Genomic DNA, 20,329 nt, shown 5'->3' on the forward strand with positions numbered 1-20,329 from the left:
TGCAAATCCCTCGGCGATAGTTCAAATAACGCCGGCACGGAGAGGTGGCCGAGTGGTCGAAGGCGCACGCCTGGAAAGTGTGTAGGCGGGAGACCGTCTCCAGGGTTCGAATCCCTGTCTCTCCGCCACAATCCCCTATCAACATTTATCCAGCCGCGTTTGTACGTGAATCCGTCAATCCCTGGATTTCGAACAGCGCAGAAGTAGGTTGGCCACGATTGGCGCGCCGATGATCACGACGACAATGCGCGCCAGGTGGTGTGTGACCACATAGCCCAGATCCGCCCCTGATACGATGGCCAGTACTGTCATCTCTGCCTGACCGCCCGGTGCAAAAGCTAGAAAGGCTTCGACCGGATGGCCCAGCCCCAGCGTGGTGACCACTGCCGTGAAAGCAGCGGCCAGAACGGCCAGCAAGATCACATAGGTGAACCCAGCCGCCACGACGCGTGTGAGTTCCGACCACGTGACGCCGACGAACTTGACGCCGATCCCACAGCCGATGAAGAACTGGGCGAACAGGATCGCCTCGCGCGGGGGGCGGGTATGGATGAAATCCCCAAGCGATAAGGCCGCTGTCAGGATTAATGGTCCAAGAATCGAGGCACCGAAAAGCCCGATCTTCTCTCCACCTTTCCAGCCGACAAAAGCTGCGACCGCCATGAGTATCAGTTCATGCAAGGGTAGGGCCGAGGCAGGTTCGCCCAACGGGTTGGTCAGTTCGGCACCGTAAAACAAAGTCAGGAACAAAGGGGCAAGGGTGACGATAATCAATACGCGCGTCCCGTGGATCAGCGATAGGGTTCGCGGATTGGCACCGGCCTCGGCTCCAAAGATAACCATGTCCTGAAACCCGCCCGGCATGGCCGCAAAAAACGCAGTTTTGTCGTCAAAGCCCCAGAATTTACGAAAGAACGGCACGCCAACCATTGCAATCAGCAGGATAAATACTGGTATCAGCAAAAGGGACGCCGCCATCTTTGGTAGTTCCGCGAACAGGCTGGGTGTGATCGACGCCCCGACCGCGACGCCAAGTATAGTTCTGGACGCGACCGAGACTTGCCCGAAGTCCCGCATGGGTGCGTGTGCCAAAGCTGCAATCAAACACGCTGACATCGGCCCGAACAGAAAGGGCAGCGGCAGGTTTAACGCCCAAAAAACTGCAGTTCCCAACATTGCCAATATCAGCGTGACTGACCGTTGCAACAGCGGGGACAAATGAAGGCTTGAAGCGGTCAAGGATAGAGTCCGATTTCGTTGATTAGGGCGTGTATCCAAATGTATACAAAGAGATCCAATATGCAAGATTGAGAATGATGAAAACTCAAGAAGATCCTAATCAGACCGGCCCGCAGGGGAATTCCGCTTATCAGCGTTTGCTGGATGAAATTCGCGAGGGCGTTTTGTTGCCAGGTGACCGGCTCAGAGAGATCGAGCTGTCCGAAAGACTGGGTGTCAGCCGAACACCTGTGCGCGAAGCGATACGGCAACTCGAAGCGGATGGGTTGGTGACGCATGTCCCTAGGCTGGGCGCAACGGTTCGAAGTCTGAGTTATTCGGAAGTCATGGAACTGTATGAAATGCGCGCCGTACTTGAGGGCACGGCGGCACGTTTGGCGGCACGCGCGGCTTCGGATGTGGAACTGGACGAACTGAATGTCCTGAACAATCGCCTTGCCGAGGCTGGCACCGGTCCGGTGGCCGCCCAGTTGCACCGTATTTTCCACGCCACGCTATTGGATGCCGCCAAAAACCGATTTCTCACAAAGTCGATGCTATCGCTGCAAAAGGCGTTGTTGATATTGGGCCCGTCCCAAATGCTGGATGGTCAGCGCGCGGACGATGCCGCAGGTGAGCATCGCCGTGTGATGGAAGCCTTGCAGGCTCGTGACGGCGACGCAGCCGAGCTGGCGATGCGCGCCCATGTTCATGCGGCACAGCGGATGCGTATCCGCGCGTTGCAGAAACGGGACCGCGCAATTGATCAGACCTGATCTGAGGAGTTGATCGTCCCACCTCTTGGTCTTAGGTTCTTTTGACAAACCACTTCTCCCATCCGCAGAAGTCGACGGAAAACCCGGCCATCGTGGAAGGTCGTTGTTTTAGCTCTTCCGGTACAAACACTCAGCTGACCACTTTCAAAGGGTTGGAGCTTTCAACCTCGCGGCTGATCTCTTGTACCAGCGCCATCGCGGCAGGGTTTCGGCGCTTAACATGCATCCGCGCGACAAAAATGATCGCCGGGGGATCGGGGAACACGCCTTTGATCACCTCTATGTCCGGTGTGACATGCATTCCATTCAACAGGGCGACGCCCAAACCGGACCGCACGGCCGACTGAATGCCAGTGGCGCTTGGGCACTCTAATACGTTGTTGAAGCGGTGCCCTTGCAGCTGCCCATCTCCGAAGCCCCATTTTCGATAGAAGCACTGGCTGTCGAAGGACAGAAAGGGAACAGGTGCTGTCGTATCCAGTTGGAAATCCGGTGATTTTACCCAGTGCAGAGTGTCCTCGAACAGGATCAGGTCATCTGGCCGCGCATCGTGCCGAAAGATTTGCATGACGGCGACATCCAACTCTCCGGCCTTCAACCACTCTTGCACGTTCATACTTTGACTGGTGCGTGTTTGGACCTGAACGTCCGGATAAAGCCGTGTGAAACGACCCAATATGCGAGCGATGTCGCTGGTGGCCGTGTCCTCGGTCATACCCAGCCGGAGTGCGCCGGCCAAAGGTTTCTTGCCCAAGCTGGCAAGCGCCTCATCGTGCAGGGAACAAATTCGGCGGGCATAATCGCACAGGCGCAGACCAGTATCCGTGAACAGAGGGCCACCGGGTCGGCGCGCCAGCAGATCGCAGTCCAGTGCTTGCTCTAACCGTCTGATTTTGTGGCTGACTGCCGATTGCGACAGCGCCAGATGCTCGGCCGCGCGCGTCACGCCGCCATGGGATGCGATGGCTAGAAGGGCGCGCAGGGCGTCAATTTCCAATCGGTCGGTCATTTGTGAAGCCATGACAAATTTGGATTGAAGTATGAATATCATTCATTTGTGTCACATACCAGTATTGAACTACTGGTCAGGAAATCCAAAGCACAGGAGCATTCGCATGCCGCATCTCGTCCCGGACCACACAGTGATCAAAACCCCGCGGATGGCCCCCGGAATCCATGGGGTGGGCGATCCGGTGGTTTTGATCCACAGCACATTATCTTACATCCGGCGCGACGTGCTGCCTGAAATGGCAGCGGCGGGCAACAGGGTACACTTGTTCGATCTGGCGGGTCTTGGTCAGTCTGAACGGCCTTGGAATCCGGCGCTTAGTGGGCCGGTCACTGATCAGGTTCCCGTCGTTCACAAGTTGCCGAAAAACTCCGGTCAATCCCCGATAAATGATCAGCCCAAACAGACACCCGCGCCGCTGATCAATCTCCTGAAGCGAAAGGGCTGAGCCATGACAGATCAAATCAATACCCGTGACCAGCGCGGTCTGACGACCGTATTCGAAATCGGCGGATCGGTTCTGGCCATGGCCTATGCCTTGTTGATCGCGTCTAATACAGGGGCCGAGCTGTTCGGGTTTGCCCTGTTGTTACTGTCCTCGGGCCTGTTTGCGGCCTGGGCCGTGATTGATCGCCGCTGGACGTTCCTGTTGTTGCAGGGGTTTTATGCGGCCTCGGCGATCATCGGCTTGATCCGGTGGGCATGAACTTCGCATAGGGCAGTTGCGGAAATCTTGTTAGAACAGCCTTATGCGAAACGAAGACAGAATCAAAATCGGCTTTTTGCTGTTCGACGGCTTTCCCATGGCTTGCCTGACCTCGGTGATCGAGCCGTTGCGGGCGGCCAATGAAATCGCCGGGCAAGAGGCGTTCTGCTGGTCGCTGCTGTCCGAGCGTCAACAGAAAGTACAATCCAGCGCAGGTGTCCGGTTCGAGGCCGAGAGGTCTTTGACCGACTGCAAGGATATCGACATTTTGTTCCTTCTCAGCAGCCCAACGTCCGGCTTTGACAACACAACCGTTGGCAACGGTGCTCTGCGCAGTCTCGGACGGCATGGCACCGTTTTGGGCGGGATTAGCGGTGGGGTTTTCCCATTGGTCCGGTCCGGGGTGATGGGGGGGCAACCTGTTTCCGTCCATTGGTGCTATGAGGCCGCATTTCTGGCTGAGTTTCCCGAAGTCGACTCGCGTAGCGAGGTGATCGTGAAAACGGCGACACGCTACACCGCAGCCGGTGCCGCTGCCGGGTTCGATCTGGCCCTGCATCTGATCGAGGATCGGCTGGGTGGCGAAGTCGCGCATGAGGTTGCCTGTTGGTTTCAACATCCGATGATGCGCGGGGCAGGTGTGCGGCAGCAGGTTCCTACCACGACCGCGCCGGAAACTGGCGACAGCCTGCCGCCGCTGGTGTCGCGCTGTGTCGACCTATTCTCGGGCCACATGAGCGAACCGATTTCCATCGCAGAGGCCGCACAGCAGATGGGGGTTACGCCGCGCCAGGTGGAACGTGCCTTTAAACAGGCGACAGGCCAAAGCCCCAGCCACTATTATCGCGCAATGCGCATGAAGGCGGCGCGCCAGATGGTGGTCTATACCAAAGACCCAATCGCAGACATCGCGGCTGCGATCGGGTATGGTTCAGTGGCGCCGCTTGTGACGCATTACCGGTCGGCCTTTGGGCTAAGCCCCAGCGAAGATCGCCGTAGGATCAATCGCTTCCGCGTTGAAGGTAATGCGCCGCTGCCGTCAGTCTGACACTGCTTTACAGCGCCGAACGCATTGCAGTGACGATGGCATGATGCAACGATCCGGCGGATGAACGGGGGCCATAAATGCTGAACGCTTCATCTGACCGACAGAGAACAAAGCAGCCAATGTGGTGAATTGAGCAACGGGCGACGCTGCCCGCATCGATATTGCGCAGGTCCAGCATAGATAACAGTTCCAACACAGCCGGAATCTGATCGCCGTTCAGGTCGAAACGTGTCCAACCGTCGGTCTGTTCTGTCACCGACGCGGTATCGCCCAAAGCGGACTTCACCTGATCAGCAAGCTCCTCGTGCGTGTCAAAAGGCGCCTCGATCATCCACTGATCCGGACCGGCCCAAAAAGCAGTGACAGTGTTACCGGCATGTTGGCTGATACCAGGTGCAGGGGCACCGATCAGTTTCGCCAGGGCTTTGCTGGCTTTGGTTTCCTGTCCCATCCGCGCGGCGACGGATGCCAGCGCGACGCCCGGAACTTCCGAACACGTAATCCCGCCAACAGTGTCGACCTGTGGCTCGGACCCGCCCAATGCGGTTATTGCAACTAGATCATGCACGCAGACGCTCTCCTTCGGGGTCAACGAAATGGGCCGATACAATTTCGACTTCGACGGTCAGATCGGTCAATGGGGACACAAGGCGCATTTTCTCGCCCATTCGGTTGGCACCGTCCCTCAAAAGACCCAGCCCGATATTGCTGTTCAGAATGGGCGAATACGCAGCCGAAGTGACATAGCCCTGATCGTGCGCGGCATCCACCGGGCCGGTCGTGTTCATCAAATGGCCACCAGCGGTGACTTTTTCTTCGGGCGATACCGGTTTGATCCCGACCAGCCGCAGGACATCCGGTTCTACCAAGGCCTCTCGTTCGGACAGGGTCGATCCGATGCTGTCTTTCTTTTTCGACACCATCTTACCCAATCCAAGATTCAATGCCGTTGTAGTGCCATTCAACTCGTTGCCGGCCGCGTGGCCCTTTTCGATCCGCATGACGCCCAGCGCTTCGGTGCCGTAGGGGACTACGTCAAATTCTTCGCCGTCGGCCATCAAACGTCGCATAAGGGCGTCGCCATAGCGCGAAGGCACCGCGATTTCGAAGGCCAACTCTCCCGAAAATGAGATCCGGAACAGCCGCGCCCGCAACCCGCCGCAGACCGTAATGTTGCCACAGCCCATGAACGGGAATGCGTCGTTCGAGATGTCGAATTCAGGGTCGACAATCTTTTGCAGCAGCTTGCGCGAATTGGGACCAGCGACAGCATATTGCGCCCAGGATTCGGTGGTCGAGATCAGCTGCACATCCATATCCGGGAACAGGCATTGGCGCACAAATTCCATGTGACGATAGACATTTACCGCGTTGGCCGTGGTCGTTGTGACGACAAAATGATCCTCGGCCAGACGCGCGGCTGTGCCATCATCCATCACCATGCCGTCTTCGCGAAGCATCAGGCCATAGCGGGTTTTTCCCACGGGAAGCTTGGCGAAACCGTTCGCGTAGACGCGGTTCAGGAAATCAGCCGCGTCCGCGCCCTGCACGTCGATTTTTCCAAGTGTCGTACAGTCGCACACCCCGACGGACGCGCGGGTCTGGCGCACTTCACGGTCCACTGATTCACGCCAATGAACCTCACCGGGCAGGGGAAACCACTGCGCGCGCAGCCAGTTGCCGACCTCGACAAATACAGCGCCCCGTTCCTTGGCCCAGTAGTGTGAAGGTGTCAGGCGGGTGGGGTGAAACTCTTGTCCCTTCATCCGACCCGCGAAGGTGCTGATCGGAACAGGCGTGTAAGGCGGGCGGAAAATGGTTGTCCCTGTTTCGGGGATCGTCTTTCCGGCCACCTCGGCCATGATCGCCAAAGCGCTGATGTTCGATGTCTTGCCCTGATCGGTCGCCATGCCAAGCGTGGTATAGCGTTTCAGGTGTTCAACTGACCGGAACCCTTCCTGATAGCTGAGTTTGACGTCCTTGACGGTCACGTCATTTTGCTGGTCCAGCCAAGCGCGTTTGCAGCCTTCGACACACCAGAACGGTTTCTGCGCGATCGGAGTATCCTCGGCCCCCGGCAGGTCGGGCTGAGCATCGCTCAACTCTAGTGCTGCCGCAGCAGCTTCGGCACCGGATTTCAATGCGCCGTGGGTGGACATCACTCCGTTCGCTGCGCCCGCGACAGTCAATCCGACGGGCAGATTTGAACCGGGCACAAAGGCGGCCAGATCGTCGTTCCAGACCGGACGCCCGCGCTGATGGCAGGTCAGGTGCACATTCGGGTTCCAACCCCCCGAAACGCCCAGTGCGCCGCATTCCAGCGTGCGGGTCGAGCCGTCGGACAGGACAACTTCGACAAAGGTCAGACCAAGACGCCCCTTGGTATTCACAACCTGAGCGCCGCTCAGGACTTCGTAATCGTAGTTGACCGGAGCATCCTCACGTACGTCGACAATGGCGCAAATGTGAACGCCCTTGGCATGCAGGTCGGCGGCGGTGCGATGACCGTCGTCGTTGTTGGTGAAGATCGCCACGCGCTGAGAGGCTGTGGCCGCGAACCGATTGGCATAGGTTCGCAAGGCGCTGGCCATCATTATGCCGGGGCGGTCGTTGTTTTCGAACGCGATGGGCCGTTCAGTCGACCCCGCACACAGCAACGCCTTCTTGGTGTAAATGCGCCAGAGGATTTGGCGCGGCTTACCGGCGGGCAGGGTGGCCACATGATCTCCGGTCCGTTCTACAGCGCCGTAGATGCCGTGGTCGAAGGCGCCGATGACAGTGGTTCTGGCCATCAGCCGGACGTTGGGCATTGATGACAGTTCCGCGACGGCCTGCGCCGCCCAATCGCTGCCGCTTTGATCTCCGACTGAGAATGTCTCGCTGTTCAGACGTCCGCCGAACCGAAAATCCTCATCAGCCAGAATAACGTCGGCACCCGCGCGCCCTGCGGTCAGGGCTGCCATCAAGCCCGATGGACCGGCGCCGATGATCAGCAGATCACAGTGGCGGAACCCTTTGTCATATTCGTCGGGGTCAGCCTCCATCGACAAAGAGCCAAGGCCCGCGGCGCGGCGAATGATCGGCTCATAGATTTTTTCCCAAAAAGCGGCCGGCCACATGAAGGTCTTGTAGTAGAACCCGGCGGACAGGAAATTCGAGAACAGGTCGTTTACGCCAAGCGCATCGAATTTCAGGCTGGGCCAACGGTTCTGCGATTGCGCCTCAAGCCCGTCAAACATCTCGGTCGTTGTGGCCCGTGTGTTGGGTTCCTGCCGGTTGCCGGAGCGCAGCTCGACAATGCCATTGGGTTCCTCGGATCCGGCAGTCAGTAGGCCGCGTGGGCGGTGATACTTGAACGAGCGTCCGATCAACCGCACGTCATTGGCCAGCAAAGCCGAAGCCAGCGTATCGCCGGGATGGGCGGTATAGTTGCGGTTGTCGAACCGGAAATTCACAGTGGTATTGCGGTCGATCTGGCCGCCGCTCAGCCTGTTGTTCTGGGTCATTTGGATCGCCCCCGCGCGCGGGCCACGTCGCGGGCCAGTTCTACCTTGGAAATCTCATGCGTGGTGGTGTCACGGGTCACGACCAGCCAGGATCGGTCGCCAGCCTCGTGATACCACAGTTCTTGATGCTCGCCTGCGGGGTTGTCGCGCAAGTAGCCGTATTCATAGAACGCGTCCGCCGCGTTATCGGCCTGCCAATCAGGACGGTTGATCAGTGACGCGTCACCCAGATAGGTGAATTCAGATGCGTCGCGCGGGCCCAGAAGGGGATGGTTGATAATCATTCTCGTGCTCCCCTCAATGCAGGTTGGGCTGATTGCCCACGCCTTTTTCGTCGATCATCCGGCCCGTGCGGAACCGGTCGAGACGATAGGCTGTGGCGGTAGAGTGCGGTTCGTCCTTCGCCAACAGATGCGCAAAACAGTAACCGGACGCCGGGGTCGCCTTGAACCCGCCGTAACACCATCCGCCGTTGAAATAGAGACCCTCGACCGGCGTGCGGTCGATTATGGGTGAGCCATCCATCGACATGTCCATAACACCACCCCACATGCGCAGCAGGCGGGCACGCCCGATCATCGGCATCAATGAGACGCCGCCTTCGCAGACATCTTCGACCACCGGCAGGTTCCCGCGTTGCGCATAGGTGTTGTAACCATCGATGTCGCCGCCAAAGACCAACCCGCCTTTGTCGGACTGGCTGACATAGAAATGTCCGGCCCCATAGGTGATGACGCTGGGCAGAACGGGCTTCAGACCTTCGGACACAAAGGCCTGCAGCACGTGGCTTTCGATCGGCAGGCGCATGCCCGCCATGCCCATCACCCGGCCCGAGTTTCCGGCAACAGCGCAGCCGACTTTGTTAGCCCCGATAAAGCCCTTTGAGGTCTCAACACCGAGGCATTTGCCGTTCTCGATACGCAGACCAGTGACTTCGCAATTCTGGATGATGTCGACACCGTGGCTGTCCGCGGACCGGGCAAAGCCCCAGGCCACCGCATCATGGCGCGCGGTGCCGCCCCGCCGCTGGGCCAGACCGCCTTTGATCGGGAAACGCGCATCGTCAAAATTCAGATAGGGGTGTTCTTTGCGTACCTGATCGGCATCCAGCAATTCGGCATCTGCACCGTGCAGGATCATCGCATTGCCGCGCCGCGTATAAGCGTCGCGCTGACCATCCGTGTGGAACAGGTTGAGTATTCCGCGCTGGCTCATCATGGCGTTGTAGTTCAGGTCTTGTTCAAGCCCTTCCCACAGTTTCATCGAGAATTCATAAAACGGCTCATTCCCGTCCAGCATGTAGTTCGAGCGAACGATCGTCGTGTTCCGCCCGACATTGCCTCCGCCGATCCAGCCCTTTTCGACAACCACGACATTGCGATGACCGTAGACCTTGGACAGATAATGGGCAGTTGCCAGCCCATGACCACCACCGCCTATGACGATAATGTCGTAATGAGCTTTGGGTTCGGGGTCACGCCAGACCGGTTTCCACCCTTTGTGGCCGGTAAGCGCCTCTTTGATGACTCGAAAGCCTGAATATCGCATGAATCGGACCTTTTTTGCCAGAATTCACTATTTTCCTGCTCAGTGATATCCTCAGATGCGACATTGGTGTGTCTGAATCAGACCCTTTCCTGCGCCGCGCTGGGAACCAATTGTGAAAACCATGATACAAAGGCGTCAACCTCGGGGGATGCGCGCTGCACGGCCAGAAAGTACCCTTCGGTCGCTGGAGCGGTCTCATCGAAAACACGCGCGACCTGACCGGTTTGCAAAGCGTGATCGGCGATAAGTGCATTCACCAAGGCCACGCCGTTCCCGGAAGCCGCCAATTGCAATGCGAGCCCGTAAGAGTCGACATAATAGGCCGGGGTATGGATTTTATGACCGGTGACCTCCGCCCAAGTGGACCAGTTGTCTGACGTTCCCACGGCCTCGATCAACGGCAAGTCCAGAAAAGCGCCAACCAAGCCAGGTGCTTTTACCGCGATCAGGTCATTCGGTCGTAAAGGCATTGCATCCCGTCCAACCTGTTTTTCCGACCCGAACCGGATTTCGACATCGGCGCGCAGGGCCGAGTATTCATCCGGCCAGATCGTGCTGACAAAGCGAATGGACGTATCTGGGTTTTGCTCTCGGAACCGAGGTAACGCTGGGGAAATCAACCATTCGATGATACTGATCGACGCCGCAACAGTGACGTGCTTGGCCCGTTCCTCTGCCAAATACGGAGAGGCGGCGGATTGCAGCAATTGCAGTGCGGCTTCGACTTGCGGCAGCAGCTTTCGCCCCTCATCCGTCAAGGACAGGCCGCGCGGGTGCCGATGAAACAGAACGACACCAAGCCGGGATTCCAGCGACCTGATTTGTTGGCTTACGGCGGATTGAGTCAATCCGATTTCATCCGCCGCAGCTGTTGAGCTCAGCCGTCGGGCCGCAGCCTCGAAAGACCTGAACCATGTAAGGGGGGGCAGTGTTTTGGGCATGTGCAACCGACCTAGTAGCTTTGTTAATACCTAAGACCCAACTTCTTTCGTTTGTCAAAGTGCCGGCCAATCAAAGATATTTCTCGTACTCAAGATTGGGGGATATCGTGCAGCCGGAAATTCGTAAAATAGTGACCTTCGACGAAGAAGTTCTGATCGAAGGATATCGCAAAGCCGAACGGCCGTGGCGCATGTTCGCCGTGGCAGCGGTTGTCACGAACCCTTGGGTCGGGCGTTTCGTCGAAGATCTGCGGCCTGAAATTTTGGCCTATGGCCCAATTCTGGGCCAAGAATTGACCGACAAGATGATCGCGCTGGCCGGAAGCGGCGAGGCGATTGAGGCTTATGGCAAGGCCGCGGTTGTGGGGCTGGACGGAGAGGTCGAGCATGCCTCGGGCCTGATCCACACGCTGCATTTCGGAAATATCTTCCGGCAGGCAGTTGGTGCCAAGTCCTATCTTTCATTCACCAACACCCGGGGGCCTGCGAACACACCGATCATGGTGCCACTGATGGACAAGAACGATGCAGGCCGCCGGTCACACTATCTGACGCTGCAATTCGCCATCCCCGACGCGCCCCGTGCGGATGAGATCGTCGTGGTTTTGGGCGGAGCAACCTCGGGCCGTCCGCATCATCGCATCGGCGACCGTTATCAGGACTTGAAGGATTTGGGCCATGACGTGGACAACCCGGCCTCGGTCTGACATCGGCGGGCTCGCCGCTATAGACGAAGGTGAAGGCCCGCTTGTGGTTCTGCTCCATGGCGTTGGCCTGCGGGCCGAAGCCTGGGGCGCGCAAATCGATGCGCTGTCTGCCGCCGGGTATCGTGTTCTGTGTCCGGATATGCCCGGGCACGGAAAAACCCAGTTTCAAGGTGCTATAGGGCTGGATGGGTACTCCAACCCGATCGCGGCCCGATTGACCGAGCCTGCCGTTCTGATTGGGCATTCCATGGGCGCTTTGATCGCTTTGGACGTTGCGGCATCGGGGCATGATCAGGTGAGAGGCGTTGCCGCGTTGAACGCAATTTACCGCCGAACCCCCGAAGCGCGTGCGGCTGTCACGACCCGCGCGGCGGCACTGGATGCTGCGGCCATAAACGATCCCACCGTGACTTTGCAGCGTTGGTTCGGCGATCAGGTTTCAGAAGAAGGCGAAGCCTGTTCGCGTTGGCTGAAAGATGTCCACCCGGGCGCATACAAAGCGGCCTATACCATCTTCGCCGAAAGCGATGGGCCGACTGACGCACAACTGAGGCAAATCAAATGCCCGGCACTGTTTATGACAGGCGCGGATGAGCCGAATTCCACACCGGGCATGTCACAGGGCATGGCGCAGAAGGTGACAAATGGGCGGGTAGAGATAGTCCCAAATGCTGCCCACATGATGCCCATGACGCACCCGGCTGACGTTAACGCTAAATTGCTTGAGTTCGTTCGGAGGTGCCTGCCATGACCGAGATAGACACTCGCTCCCTGCGTGATGCATTCGGCAACTTCATGACCGGTGTAACGGTTGTGACGACCCGCGACACCTCTGGAAACCCGGTTGGGTTCACGGCAAATTCCTTCACGTCCGTGTCGCTTGATCCGCCTTTGCTGTTGGTCTGCCCCGGCAAGTTTCTGTCCAGCCACGATACCTTTGCCGGATGCTCGCATTTTGCGGTGAATGTTCTGGCAGATGGGCAGCAGGGCGTCTCGAATACCTTCGCAAGTTTCAAGGGCGACCGATTTGGTCGGGTGGCGCATCGCGACGGAGCCAATGGCTTGCCGCTGATCGACGGAGCGCTGGCGCAGTTCAGTTGTGAAACGCATCAGGCGCTGCCCGCAGGCGACCACACGGTTCTGATTGGTCGTGTCACAGACTTCACCCATATCGGTGGAAACGGTCTGGGTTATGTGAACGGGTCGTACTTCAGTCTTGGGCTCGAGCGTCAGATGGACGCGCAGGTTCCGACAATCTGCGGCGCGATTGTTGCGGCAAATGGCAAAGTTCTTCTGGAACGCTACGAAGGCGCATTTCGCCCGGTTCAAATCGCCGGTGCAGAACCCGGGGGGCAACGCAACAGGTTGGCACAGGGCCTTTCTGATCGGGGCATTCAGGCGCAGATCGAACAGGTCTATTCTTCGTTCAACGATGCCGAAACGAACCTGCACTACACGTTCTTTCTGGCGTCTTGCGTTCAGAACATCCCGGTGGAAAATGCCGAATGGGTAGATATCGGCGATCTGGCTGATCTGACTTACGCCAGCAATAGTTTGCACCACATGATGACCCGCTACGCCCTTGAAGCCCACGAAGGCGTTTTCGGGCTGTATCTCGGCGACGCCGAGCGCGGCGAAATTCACAGTTTCGGTAAAGGAGCCATTTGATGGAGTTTTCACTGTTTGCCCACGTGGAACGTCTGACCCCGGATCAGCCTCACGATGTTCTGTATGATGAATTCGTGAGCCTGGTGAAGATGGCTGATGACGGGGGCATGCGGGCAGTTTGGACAGGTGAACATCATGGGATGGAGTTCACCATTGCCCCCAACCCGTTTCTGTCGCTGGTCGATCTGGCGCATCACACGCGCAATGTGCGGTTGGGCACCGGAACGGTAATTGCGCCGTTCTGGCATCCGATCAAACTGGCAGGTGAGGCCGCCGCAGCGGATCAGATGACGAAAGGGCGTATCGAGTTGGGGATCGCGCGCGGTGCGTATTCCTATGAATACGAACGTCTGATGCCGGGAATGGACGCTTGGGAGGCGGGGCAGCGCATGCGCGAGTCCACCCCGCTGTTGCCTCAGATCTGGAAGGGCGATTGTGCCCATGAAGGCGAGTTCTATGCGTTTCCGGCCGCAACTTCGGCACCGAAGCCATATCAGGAGGACGGCCCGCCAATCTGGATCGCCGCGCGGGATCCTAACAGCCACGAATTCGGCGTTCACAACGGATTCAATATTCAGGTCACCCCGCTGTGGCAGGGTATGGAAGAGATCGAGACCCTGATGGGGCGGTTCAACGATGCCTGTGACAGCTACGAGGGGCCGCGCCCCAAGATCATGCTGTTGCACCACACCTATGTCGGTAAAGATGACGACGATGTTGCGCAGGGCGTGCAAAATCTGCGCCGGTACTACAATTACTTTGGTGCTTGGTTCCTGAATAAACGGTCGGTTGAACAGGGCTTGATTAAGCCGATTACCGAAGCCGAGATGGACGCGAACCCGATGTATACCAAAGAAAAATTGGGCCGTGATCTGACAGTTGGGACTGCCCAACAGGTGATCGACAGGATCAAGCGCTATGAGGATCTGGGTTATGACGAGTTTTCGTTCTGGGTCGACAGCGGCATGACCAATGAACGCAAGCGCGCCTCTTTAGCGCGGTTCATCGACGACGTCATGCCGGCATTTCAGTGAGGACGACCATGGGAAACCTACCGCATTTTCAGCTGTTCATTGACGGCACTTGGACCGAAGGATCAGCCTCGCAGGTGATGACATCGGAAAATCCGGCGACAGGTCAGGGGTGGGCCACATTCGCGTGCGCTTCTTCCTCCGATGTTGATCGCGCCATTGCCGCCGCCAAACGGGTTCTGGATGACCCGGAATGGCGGGATATGACACAGACCCAGCGGGGTAAGCTGCTGTATCGCCTGGCCGATCTGGTGGCTGAGAATGCCGCGCGTCTGGGTGAGTTGGAGACGACCGACAGCGGAAAGCTGTTGGCGGAAACCTCGGCACAAACCGGATATGTCGCGGATTACTACCGTTACTTTGCGGGGCTGGCAGACAAGATCGAAGGCACGGTCCTGCCCATCGACAAGCCCGACATGCACGTCTTTACCACACGCGAAGCGATCGGCGTCGTGGCCGCGATCGTGCCGTGGAACGCGCAAATGTTCCTGACCGCGACCAAGCTGGGTCCGGCGTTGGCTGCCGGGTGTTCCGTCGTGCTGAAAGCATCGGAAATCGCGCCCGCACCTATGCTGGAGTTCGCCAAGCTGATTGAACAGGCTGGGTTCCCGTCCGGAGTTGTGTCGGTTATCACCGGTGACGCCGAAAACTGCGCGATCCCACTGACCCGGCACCCGGATGTCGACCGAATTGCCTTTACGGGTGGGCCTGAAACCGCCCGCCATGTGGTGCGAAACTCGGCTGAGAACTTTGCGGTCACGTCATTGGAGCTGGGTGGAAAGTCGCCGATCCTCGTGTTTGAGGACGCCGATTTGGACGGTGCAGCAAATGGCCTGATTGCGGGAAATTTCGGCGCATCAGGCCAAAGCTGTGTGGCAGGAACGCGTGGGCTGGTGCATCGGTCAATCCTGGAACCTCTGGTCGAACGGATCGCCGAAAAGGCCAGCGCCATCCGGTTGGGTGATCCTTTGCAGCCCGAAACGCATGTTGGACCGCTTTGCACGGCAGCGCAGGTGCGCAAAATCGAAGAGACCTTGGACAAAGCGCAGGGGCAGGGCGCGACGATCCATTTCGGTGGAGAAGCAGCGGAGCGTCCCGGGAATTACATGAATCCCACTTTGGTCGAATGCGTGTCACCCGAGACCGAAACCTTGAAGATCGAAATGTTCGGACCTGTCATGTCCTTGCTGCCGTTCGATACCGAAGAAGAGGCTATCGCGCTGGCAAACAGCACCCCTTACGGGTTGGGCTCGGGCGTGTTCACGCAGAACCTTGCGCGTGCACACCGTGTTTCGAAACGGATCAGGGCCGGTATCTGCTGGGTGAACACCTATCGCGCGATCTCTCCTATCGCGCCGTTTGGCGGGTTCAATCAGTCGGGATATGGCCGCGAGGCCGGCGTTGAGGCGATCCTGGATTACACCAGAACCAAGACCACCTGGATCAGCACCGCGCAAGAGCCGATGGCGAACCCTTTCATAATGCGCTAAGGATTCGGAAAGGCAGGGATTTCCGGAGGGAAGTGAGGGGCGCATGAAACTGACAAAACCGAACTTCCCACCACCGGCCGATGCCGCCGACCGCAAGGCCATTGCCCCAGTAATCTGCTACCCACCGGACTCGTTGCAGCAGCCTGATCTGATTGGTTTGGGCCAACTGCGCGAAGGTGCCGTAAAGGTGGCCGAGGCCACTGCTGCCCCGCGTGACGCGGCATGCATTGATGTTCCGGCTGGCGCTTTCTTGAGGGTGGTTTCGGTCGACGGTCCTCAGGTTGGCGACCTGAACATGTGGAACAAGCATGACCTGACCGAGCGGTTCTATTCCGGCAAAACCCGCGCGCTGCACGGCACGCACCTGTCGACCGGAGACCGGATGTGGTCGAGCTTTCCCAACATGCGACCGATGGCGACGATCGTTGCCGATACTCTGGACTGGTATGGGTTCGATACCTATGGCGGATCGGTCCATGACGTGATTGGCACACGGTGTGATCCGTATACCGGGCGTTTGCTATCGGGGGACGACTATCACTATTGCTGCCACTCGAACCTGACCCGCTCGCTGGCCAGCCATTGCGACCTGCCGCTGCATGAGGCCGAAATGCTGGTGCATGACGTGCTGAACGTGTTCATGTGCACCGGATTTTCCCGCGACACGGGCCAGTATTTTATGAAAGCCAGCCCGGTTCGCCCGGGCGACTATCTTGAGTTTTATGCCGAGATTGACCTGATCGTCGGCCTGTCTGCGTGCCCCGGCGGGGATTGTTCGTCGGAACATTCTTCGGATGCCGCTGCCTGCCATCCGTTGGTGATGGAGGTCTATGACCCCGGCGAGAAAGCGCGTGCGGCGCATGTGCAACCGGATCGATCAAAATATGACCGCACGCACGGAACCGGTTAACGAGTCAGGCGCTGACCCAAACGGGTTAACATTCTGCAGCACAGGTCCAACTGTTCGATTTCAAGAAACTCGTCCGCCTTGTGGGCTTGAGCGATCGAACCCGGTCCGCAAACGATCGCGTGAACGCCAAGCTTCTGAAACAACCCGGCCTCGGTCGCAAAGGCAACAACACCTGTACCGTTGGCCCCGGTCAGTTCGGCGACCAGATCACGGGCTGCGTTTTCTTCCATGGGCTCAAGGCCTTCGACTTCGGCGATAGCCTCTTGCGTGATGCTCGAGTCGCTGTGGACCGCTTGCATTTCCGGCAACAGTGAATGCTGTACGTAGTCCGAAAGGGTTTTTTTGACGAGGTCGGCGTCGCCTGCTTGCACGGGCCGCATCTCCCACAAGACCTCGGCCTTGCTGGCTATGACGTTATGGGCTACGCCGCCTGAAATTTGGCCGATATTGACCGTCGTCCAAGGCGGCTCGAACCGGCTGTCGGCGGGTGCGCGGGACTTGAGGATATGGCGCAGCTCCAGCAGTTTGGCGATGTATCGCGCGGCATACTCCGCAGCATTCACCCCGTCATCGGGGGCAGAGCTGTGTCCCTCTAACCCGGTAAAGCGAGTTGTATATTCAAAGCAGCCCTTGTGCCCCTCAATCACGCGCATCTCAGTCGGTTCGCCGATAATCGCGATGTCCGGAACGATGCCGCGTTCGGACAAGTCATCGACCAGCGCTTGCGCACCAAGGCAGCCGACTTCCTCATCGTAAGTAAAGGCAAAGTGCAGCGGCTGGGTCAGCTTCCCGACATCCAGCGTTTCGCCGAAAGCCACCGCCGCTGCGATGAAGCCCTTCATGTCGCATGTGCCGCGACCGTAGAGCTTGCCGTCATTTTCAGCCATCTGGAACGGATCGGTTGTCCAATCCTGATCGGCCACTGGCACCACGTCCGTATGGCCTGACAAAAGGATGCCGCCGGGTTGATCGGGGCCGAGGGTGGCAAACACGTTCGCCTTTGCACCGGTCTTGTCCCGCGTCTCGATACACCGTGCACCCAATGCCTCGAGCCGTTCGGTCAGATAGCTGATCATTTCCAGATTCGAGTCCGCTGACACCGTCTCAAAAGCGATCAGGTCGGCTAGTATTTCCATGGTTCTGGGTAAAGTCATGGCTTCACAAACAGCTTTCTGGGGCGGTCGCAGAAACATTCGGCAGGTCCGGAATCTGTGATGAGGATCGGCTCAGTGATCTCCAACCCCCAATCATCCATCCAGAGGCCTGGCATGAAGTGAAAGGTCATGCCGGGTTCCAGTACGGTCTCGTCCTCGGGTCGCAGGGAAATCGTGCGTTCGCCCCAATCCGGTGGGTAGCTGAGACCAATTGGATAACCGCATCGCGCGCCGCGTTCGATACCGGCCCGTTCCAGCGGGGTGGCCAGTGCCAAAGCAATGTCACGCGCCTGATTTCCGGCACGCGCGGCCTCTAGTCCCGCTTCAAGCCCTTCTACCAGCGCGGCTTCAGCACGAAGCAAATAGTCGGGTGGCTTACCCAAAAAGACCGAGCGGCAGAAGGGCGCGTGGTAACGGCGATAGCAGCCTGACAGTTCGAAAAATGTACACTCTCCGGATTTGAATGGTTCACCATCCCAAGTCAGGTGCGGTGCAGCGGCATCCGGGCCGGACGGGAGCAGCGGCACAATGGCTGCGTAATCGCCCCAATCCTCGCCAACTCCGGTGACTGCGTCATGGTAGATTTGCGCGACGAGGTCGTTCTTGCGCATACCCGGTTCGATGCGCTCCAATACGCCGTCGGTCACATGCTCGGATATCCGGGCAGCTTTTCGCATTAGCGCAATTTCCTCATCGGATTTCACGGCACGCTGCCAGTTCACCAATGTGTTTGCGTCGACCAGCTCTGCGTCGGGCAACTCCGCCAGCAAAGTCAGGTGCGCTTTGGCTGAATAATAATAATTGTCCAACTCGACACCGATCCGCCCCTTCGCGATACCAGTATCCGCAATCAGCGCTGCCAGATCCTGCATGGGGTGACGCACGGTGGATTGTACGTATTCGTCCGCATAGCCGTGGATCCGGTCATTGGACATCCAAACAGTTTTACGCGCGCCGTTGGCATCCTGATTTCGGCCCCACCAGATCGGGTCGGCATCCTGAAGCACAAGTACCCCTTGATGCACATAGAACGACCAGCCCTCATAGCCCGTCAGCCATGCCATGTTTGAAGGATCTTCGACAAACAAAGCATCCAACCCGGCGGCTGCCATGGCGGCGCGGGTCTTTGCCAATCTGCGGTCATACTCGGCGCGGCTGAAGGCCGGATCTGAATGGGGCATTTTAGGCTCCTGCCTTGGGCGAGTTTTGTTGACAGAACTTGACGAATGCGATCACGTCAATGGGCATCACGGGAAAGACACCAAATTGAGAATCTCACCTACCCCCCATCGCGGCGGCCAAAAGCTGATCAATGGCACTTGCTTGAGAATTGACGCGGACGCGCAGGTTATCCGCTTTTTCTCTGAGGTCACGGAATGAGGGGGTTTGACACGTCTGAGTTCGCAGCACGAACGGAACGCGCGCAAAACAAGATGCAAGCCTCTGGTCTGTCGGCCCTGTTGCTAACGACGGAGCCTGAGGTCCGATATTTTACCGGCTACCTGACGCGGTTTTGGGAAAGCCCGACACGGCCCTGGTTTCTTATTGTACCTGCTAGCGGAAAGCCGATTTCTGTGATCCCTTCGATCGGGGCCGCGCTAATGGCCGAGACATGGCTCGACGATATCCGAACCTGGGCCGCGCCGGATCTCGCCGACGATGGCATTAGCCTTTTGGCTGAGACACTTCGTGAGGTGACGCCCGACGACGCAAGGATCGGTCTACCAGATGGGCATGAAACGCATGTCAGGATGCCGTTGGCAGACCTTCGACGTTTGCAACAGGCAGTCGGTCAGCGAGACCTTTGCGGCGATGAAGGGATCGTACGCGCGCTGCGGATGGTGAAATCATCAGCGGAGATTGCAAAGATCGAAACGGCTTGCACCATCGCCGGGCGCGCCTTTCGGAGGGTGCCCGAAATCGCCAAAGAAGGCGTGGCGCTGGATGCTGTGTTCCGCGGGTTTCAAATGCTTTGCCTGGACGAGGGGGCCGATTGGGTTCCATACCTCGCGGGCGGTGCGGAACAGGGTGGGTATACCGACGTAATATCCCCGGCATCTGATACGCAACTGCAACAAGGCGATGTCCTGATGCTGGACACCGGCCTGGTTTGGGATGGGTATTTTAGTGATTACGACCGCAACTGGTCGATAGGGCCCGCAAACGCGCAGGTTAAGTCAGCCTATAGTGCATTGATTGAAGCATCGGATGCGTCGTTCGAGATTGCGCGCCCGGGCGCTACGGCGGCCGACTTGTTTCAGGCGATGAACTCTGTGCTGTCGCGCCACGATGCCGATACAGGAGCAGGGCGCTTGGGGCATGGATTGGGGATGTCTTTGACAGAATGGCCATCCCTCATTCCAACCGACCACACAGTTTTGGAACCAGGTATGGTCCTGACGCTTGAACCGGGCATTGCCGTAGGTGGAAAGATCCTTGTCCACGAAGAAAACATCGTCATAACCGAAGAAGAGCCCCGCTTTCTTAGCCCTCGCGCTGGTATGGAGTTGCCCGAGATATGACGCGTTTACCTTATACAGTTGATGCAGATGATCCCGCAGCGCCCCCAATGGGCCTGATCGTCTTGCAGACAGACGAGACCCTTGAGCCGGAGTTC

The 20,329-nt window shown here is 58.2% G+C and carries 20 protein-coding genes and 1 tRNA gene; 12 read left to right on the top strand and 9 right to left on the bottom strand.

Going from position 1 to position 20,329, the window contains the following annotated elements:
* Nucleotides 1–38 precede the first annotated feature (38 nt).
* Nucleotides 39–128 (top strand) — tRNA-Ser (locus AC2FI8_RS01215).
* 46 nt (nt 129–174) lie between these two features.
* Here AC2FI8_RS01215 and AC2FI8_RS01220 read toward each other — a convergent pair.
* Nucleotides 175–1,176 (bottom strand): AbrB family transcriptional regulator, encoded by a 1,002-nt coding sequence (locus AC2FI8_RS01220; protein WP_496776576.1) that lies wholly within the window; start codon nt 1,174–1,176, stop codon nt 175–177.
* Between the two features lie 140 nt (nt 1,177–1,316).
* Here AC2FI8_RS01220 and AC2FI8_RS01225 point away from each other — a divergent pair, with 140 nt between their 5' ends.
* Nucleotides 1,317–1,994, top strand: a complete 678-nt coding sequence (locus tag AC2FI8_RS01225) for a GntR family transcriptional regulator (RefSeq protein ID WP_496776578.1) — start codon at nt 1,317–1,319, stop codon at nt 1,992–1,994.
* A gap of 130 nt (nt 1,995–2,124) precedes the next feature.
* Here AC2FI8_RS01225 and AC2FI8_RS01230 read toward each other — a convergent pair whose 3' ends face one another.
* The gene (locus AC2FI8_RS01230; RefSeq protein ID WP_496776579.1) at nt 2,125–3,003 is read right to left on the bottom strand and encodes a LysR family transcriptional regulator; all 879 of its coding nucleotides are present in this window, start codon (nt 3,001–3,003) and stop codon (nt 2,125–2,127) included.
* A gap of 106 nt (nt 3,004–3,109) precedes the next feature.
* On the opposite strand from AC2FI8_RS01230, the gene AC2FI8_RS01235 reads away from it, so the two are divergent.
* From AC2FI8_RS01235 to AC2FI8_RS01245, 3 genes are read left to right on the top strand one after another with little or no spacing between them, the layout of a single operon-like run.
* Nucleotides 3,110–3,451 (top strand): hypothetical protein, encoded by a 342-nt coding sequence (locus AC2FI8_RS01235; RefSeq protein ID WP_496765300.1) that lies wholly within the window; start codon nt 3,110–3,112, stop codon nt 3,449–3,451.
* 3 nt (nt 3,452–3,454) lie between these two features.
* A complete protein-coding gene (locus AC2FI8_RS01240; RefSeq protein ID WP_496776581.1) occupies nt 3,455–3,709 on the top strand; it encodes a hypothetical protein in 255 nt (84 codons plus the stop codon).
* Nucleotides 3,710–3,752: 43 nt separating this feature from the next.
* The gene (locus AC2FI8_RS01245; protein WP_496765296.1) at nt 3,753–4,757 is read left to right on the top strand and encodes a GlxA family transcriptional regulator; all 1,005 of its coding nucleotides are present in this window, start codon (nt 3,753–3,755) and stop codon (nt 4,755–4,757) included.
* A 7-nt stretch (nt 4,758–4,764) separates the two neighbouring features.
* Here the strand turns inward: AC2FI8_RS01245 and AC2FI8_RS01250 are convergent, their stop codons facing one another.
* The 5 genes from AC2FI8_RS01250 to AC2FI8_RS01270 form a co-directional block, all read right to left on the bottom strand.
* A complete protein-coding gene (locus tag AC2FI8_RS01250; protein WP_496776583.1) occupies nt 4,765–5,325 on the bottom strand; it encodes a sarcosine oxidase subunit gamma in 561 nt (186 codons plus the stop codon).
* Nucleotides 5,318–8,263, bottom strand: coding sequence for a sarcosine oxidase subunit alpha family protein (locus AC2FI8_RS01255; protein ID WP_496776585.1), 2,946 nt, complete (start codon nt 8,261–8,263; stop codon nt 5,318–5,320). Before AC2FI8_RS01255 ends, AC2FI8_RS01250 begins: the two co-directional genes overlap by 8 nt.
* Nucleotides 8,260–8,547 carry a sarcosine oxidase subunit delta gene (locus AC2FI8_RS01260; RefSeq protein WP_496776588.1) on the bottom strand — a complete coding sequence of 96 codons (288 nt, stop codon included), beginning with the start codon at nt 8,545–8,547 and terminating at the stop codon, nt 8,260–8,262. The genes AC2FI8_RS01255 and AC2FI8_RS01260 overlap by 4 nt, the downstream gene beginning before the upstream one ends.
* 13 nt (nt 8,548–8,560) lie before the next feature.
* A complete protein-coding gene (locus tag AC2FI8_RS01265; RefSeq protein ID WP_496776591.1) occupies nt 8,561–9,811 on the bottom strand; it encodes a sarcosine oxidase subunit beta family protein in 1,251 nt (416 codons plus the stop codon).
* Nucleotides 9,812–9,888: 77 nt separating this feature from the next.
* The gene (locus tag AC2FI8_RS01270; RefSeq protein ID WP_496776593.1) at nt 9,889–10,752 is read right to left on the bottom strand and encodes a LysR family transcriptional regulator; all 864 of its coding nucleotides are present in this window, start codon (nt 10,750–10,752) and stop codon (nt 9,889–9,891) included.
* Nucleotides 10,753–10,859: 107 nt separating this feature from the next.
* On the opposite strand from AC2FI8_RS01270, the gene AC2FI8_RS01275 reads away from it, so the two are divergent.
* From AC2FI8_RS01275 to AC2FI8_RS01300, 6 genes are read left to right on the top strand one after another with little or no spacing between them, the layout of a single operon-like run.
* Nucleotides 10,860–11,459: an amino acid synthesis family protein gene (locus tag AC2FI8_RS01275; RefSeq protein ID WP_496765288.1), complete on the top strand. Its 600-nt coding sequence runs from the start codon at nt 10,860–10,862 to the stop codon at nt 11,457–11,459.
* Nucleotides 11,431–12,210 (top strand): alpha/beta fold hydrolase, encoded by a 780-nt coding sequence (locus AC2FI8_RS01280; protein WP_496765286.1) that lies wholly within the window; start codon nt 11,431–11,433, stop codon nt 12,208–12,210. Before AC2FI8_RS01275 ends, AC2FI8_RS01280 begins: the two co-directional genes overlap by 29 nt.
* Nucleotides 12,207–13,127 carry a flavin reductase family protein gene (locus tag AC2FI8_RS01285; RefSeq protein WP_496776596.1) on the top strand — a complete coding sequence of 307 codons (921 nt, stop codon included), beginning with the start codon at nt 12,207–12,209 and terminating at the stop codon, nt 13,125–13,127. The genes AC2FI8_RS01280 and AC2FI8_RS01285 overlap by 4 nt, the downstream gene beginning before the upstream one ends.
* Entirely contained in the window at nt 13,127–14,161 is a 1,035-nt protein-coding gene (locus tag AC2FI8_RS01290; protein WP_496776600.1) for an LLM class flavin-dependent oxidoreductase, read from the top strand. Before AC2FI8_RS01285 ends, AC2FI8_RS01290 begins: the two co-directional genes overlap by 1 nt.
* 8 nt (nt 14,162–14,169) lie before the next feature.
* Nucleotides 14,170–15,648 carry an aldehyde dehydrogenase gene (locus tag AC2FI8_RS01295; protein WP_496776604.1) on the top strand — a complete coding sequence of 493 codons (1,479 nt, stop codon included), beginning with the start codon at nt 14,170–14,172 and terminating at the stop codon, nt 15,646–15,648.
* Nucleotides 15,649–15,691: 43 nt separating this feature from the next.
* Nucleotides 15,692–16,558, top strand: coding sequence for an urea carboxylase-associated family protein (locus AC2FI8_RS01300; RefSeq protein WP_496765278.1), 867 nt, complete (start codon nt 15,692–15,694; stop codon nt 16,556–16,558).
* On the opposite strand, the gene argE is transcribed toward AC2FI8_RS01300, so the two are convergent.
* On the bottom strand, nt 16,555–17,712 hold the full coding sequence (argE, locus tag AC2FI8_RS01305; RefSeq protein WP_496776606.1) for an acetylornithine deacetylase: 1,158 nt from the start codon (nt 17,710–17,712) through the stop codon (nt 16,555–16,557). The genes AC2FI8_RS01300 and argE overlap by 4 nt on opposite strands.
* On the bottom strand, nt 17,709–18,893 hold the full coding sequence (locus AC2FI8_RS01310; protein ID WP_496776608.1) for a M24 family metallopeptidase: 1,185 nt from the start codon (nt 18,891–18,893) through the stop codon (nt 17,709–17,711). The genes argE and AC2FI8_RS01310 overlap by 4 nt, the downstream gene beginning before the upstream one ends.
* Nucleotides 18,894–19,088: 195 nt before the next feature.
* On the opposite strand from AC2FI8_RS01310, the gene AC2FI8_RS01315 reads away from it, so the two are divergent.
* Complete coding sequence (locus tag AC2FI8_RS01315; protein ID WP_496776609.1) at nt 19,089–20,234, top strand: M24 family metallopeptidase; 1,146 nt, start codon at nt 19,089–19,091, stop codon at nt 20,232–20,234.
* Nucleotides 20,235–20,329 lie beyond the last annotated feature (95 nt).

It is taken from the genome of Ruegeria sp. CDSB029, assembly GCF_059611125.1.

Excerpts from the sequence above, each read along its gene's own strand:
- AC2FI8_RS01230 (WP_496776579.1), bottom strand. The coding sequence starts at position 3,003 with ATGACCGACCGATTGGAAATTGACGCCCTGCGCGCCCTTCTAGCCATC.
- AC2FI8_RS01315 (WP_496776609.1), top strand. The coding sequence starts at position 19,089 with ATGAGGGGGTTTGACACGTCTGAGTTCGCAGCACGAACGGAACGCGCG.
- AC2FI8_RS01235 (WP_496765300.1), top strand. The coding sequence starts at position 3,110 with ATGCCGCATCTCGTCCCGGACCACACAGTGATCAAAACCCCGCGGATG.
- AC2FI8_RS01270 (WP_496776593.1), bottom strand. The coding sequence starts at position 10,752 with ATGCCCAAAACACTGCCCCCCCTTACATGGTTCAGGTCTTTCGAGGCT.
- AC2FI8_RS01245 (WP_496765296.1), top strand. The coding sequence starts at position 3,753 with ATGCGAAACGAAGACAGAATCAAAATCGGCTTTTTGCTGTTCGACGGC.
- argE (WP_496776606.1), bottom strand. The coding sequence starts at position 17,712 with ATGACTTTACCCAGAACCATGGAAATACTAGCCGACCTGATCGCTTTT.
- AC2FI8_RS01310 (WP_496776608.1), bottom strand. The coding sequence starts at position 18,893 with ATGCCCCATTCAGATCCGGCCTTCAGCCGCGCCGAGTATGACCGCAGA.
- AC2FI8_RS01260 (WP_496776588.1), bottom strand. The coding sequence starts at position 8,547 with ATGATTATCAACCATCCCCTTCTGGGCCCGCGCGACGCATCTGAATTC.
- AC2FI8_RS01225 (WP_496776578.1), top strand. The coding sequence starts at position 1,317 with ATGAAAACTCAAGAAGATCCTAATCAGACCGGCCCGCAGGGGAATTCC.
- AC2FI8_RS01280 (WP_496765286.1), top strand. The coding sequence starts at position 11,431 with ATGACGTGGACAACCCGGCCTCGGTCTGACATCGGCGGGCTCGCCGCT.
- AC2FI8_RS01290 (WP_496776600.1), top strand. The coding sequence starts at position 13,127 with ATGGAGTTTTCACTGTTTGCCCACGTGGAACGTCTGACCCCGGATCAG.
- AC2FI8_RS01240 (WP_496776581.1), top strand. The coding sequence starts at position 3,455 with ATGACAGATCAAATCAATACCCGTGACCAGCGCGGTCTGACGACCGTA.
- AC2FI8_RS01285 (WP_496776596.1), top strand. The coding sequence starts at position 12,207 with ATGACCGAGATAGACACTCGCTCCCTGCGTGATGCATTCGGCAACTTC.
- AC2FI8_RS01300 (WP_496765278.1), top strand. The coding sequence starts at position 15,692 with ATGAAACTGACAAAACCGAACTTCCCACCACCGGCCGATGCCGCCGAC.
- AC2FI8_RS01265 (WP_496776591.1), bottom strand. The coding sequence starts at position 9,811 with ATGCGATATTCAGGCTTTCGAGTCATCAAAGAGGCGCTTACCGGCCAC.
- AC2FI8_RS01295 (WP_496776604.1), top strand. The coding sequence starts at position 14,170 with ATGGGAAACCTACCGCATTTTCAGCTGTTCATTGACGGCACTTGGACC.
- AC2FI8_RS01220 (WP_496776576.1), bottom strand. The coding sequence starts at position 1,176 with ATGTTGGGAACTGCAGTTTTTTGGGCGTTAAACCTGCCGCTGCCCTTT.
- AC2FI8_RS01255 (WP_496776585.1), bottom strand. The coding sequence starts at position 8,263 with ATGACCCAGAACAACAGGCTGAGCGGCGGCCAGATCGACCGCAATACC.